Source organism: Enhygromyxa salina (assembly GCF_002994615.1).
Classification (GTDB): Bacteria; Myxococcota_A; Polyangia; order Nannocystales; family Nannocystaceae; genus Plesiocystis; species Plesiocystis salina_A.
Window position 1 is genome coordinate 1 of sequence record NZ_PVNK01000258.1, and the last position, 1,499, is coordinate 1,499.

Here is a 1,499-nt window from a genome sequence, read left to right on the forward strand (position 1 = left end):
GCGTCGGGCTCGGGGCCGGCGCGCGCTGCTCGGCGCTCGCGGCCAGGATCCGGGCCCAGACCTCGCGGGGCTCGGCCCCGGCGGCGATCATCCGCTCGGCCAGGCGCAGCTCGTCCTGGACGATGGGCTCGAGCTCCTCGACCTTCTTGGCTCCGCGAAAGGGCCGGCCGTTGATGAAGTAGCTCGGCGTCGAGCGGACCAGGAAGCGCTCGCCGAATTCGACGTCCGCGTTCACGCGGCCGCCGTACCACCCGCTGTCGACGTCGGCGAGCAGGCGCTGGGCGTCGAGGCCGAGGCTCGCGGCGTGGTGCTCGATGGCGGTCGGGGACAGCGAGCCGCCGTTGTCGAACAGCCACTGGTGCATCGGCATGAACGCGCCTTGGGTGTGTGCCGCGAGCGCGACGGCGGCGGCGAACTCGGCCTGGGGGTGCATCTTCAGCGGGAACTGGCGCCAGACCACGCGGAGGCGGTCGGGGTAACGCGCGAGCAGATCTGCGAGCGCGTCGTCGAGGCGGTGGCAGTAGGGGCACTGGTAGTCGAAGAACACGACGATCGTGACCAGCGGGGTCGTGGCCCCGGCCCAGGGGTGGTCGGCGTCGTAGTCGACGCGGTAGCGCTCGCCGTCGACGAGACTAGCGAAGCGATCGTCGACCTCCGTCCAGTCGAGGAGCACGCGGGCCTCGGTGAAGGTCGCGGCCTCGACGAACACGCCCGGGGTGTCGAGGCCCGTCGGCTCGGCGCTCTCCTCCGTGGGCAGCTCGAGCGCGGCGCTGGGCTGACGGCAGCCGAGCAGCGAGATCAGGACGGCGAGGGCGAGGGCGGCGCGCGGACGCATGGCGGGATTGTACGCGCTGACGGTCAATGCGCAGGCGCTGGCGCCCCGGCCACGCCCGCGCTCGCTCGGGCGACCAGGCGCGACGAGATCGCGGCGTGGCTCGACGGCCGCCCGGCTCGTTGAGCAGCCGCGAGATCAGTCGTGCTCGCGCCCGCCGCGACGGCCGGCCTTCTTCTGGCTCAAGCGCCGCTTGTCTTCGAGGCGGCGGCGCTTGGCCGCGCGGCTGGGGCGGGTCGGCCGGCGTCGCTTGGGCCGCGCGAGCGCCTCTCGGACCAGGTCAGCGAGGCGCTCGCGGGCGAGCTCGAGGTTGCGGTCCTGGCTGCGCGTCGAGGCGCTCGTGATCATCACGCAGCCGTCCGCGTCGACGCGTCTGCCGGCCAGGCTCAGCAGGCGCAGCCGCGCCCACTCGGGCAGCGCCGCGGAGCTCGGCAGATCCCAGCGCAGCTGGACCTTGGTCGCGACCTTGTTGACGTTTTGGCCGCCCGGCCCGCCGCTGGCGACGGCCGTCCACGACAGCTCGCGCGCCGGGATCGTCAGATCCTGGTTCACCACCAAGTCTTCCATCGGCGCAGTATACCCACGATGAGCCCGAGCGCTCGTCGGCGAGAAGGTGAGCCCTCCTGGGCGAAGCTCATGCCCAGCCCGAGGGGCGAGGGGCGAGGGG

General features: G+C 73.2%; 2 protein-coding genes. Both read right to left on the reverse strand.

The annotated features are described in order from the left end of the window. Nucleotides 1-835: DsbA family protein (locus ENSA5_RS29595; RefSeq protein ID WP_181198284.1), on the reverse strand; the 835-nt coding region annotated here is incomplete at its 3' end. Nucleotides 836-970: 135 nt separating this feature from the next. Next, on the reverse strand, nt 971-1,399 hold the full coding sequence (arfB, locus tag ENSA5_RS29600; RefSeq protein ID WP_106395071.1) for an alternative ribosome rescue aminoacyl-tRNA hydrolase ArfB: 429 nt from the start codon (nt 1,397-1,399) through the stop codon (nt 971-973). Between the last annotated feature and the right edge of the window lie 100 nt (nt 1,400-1,499).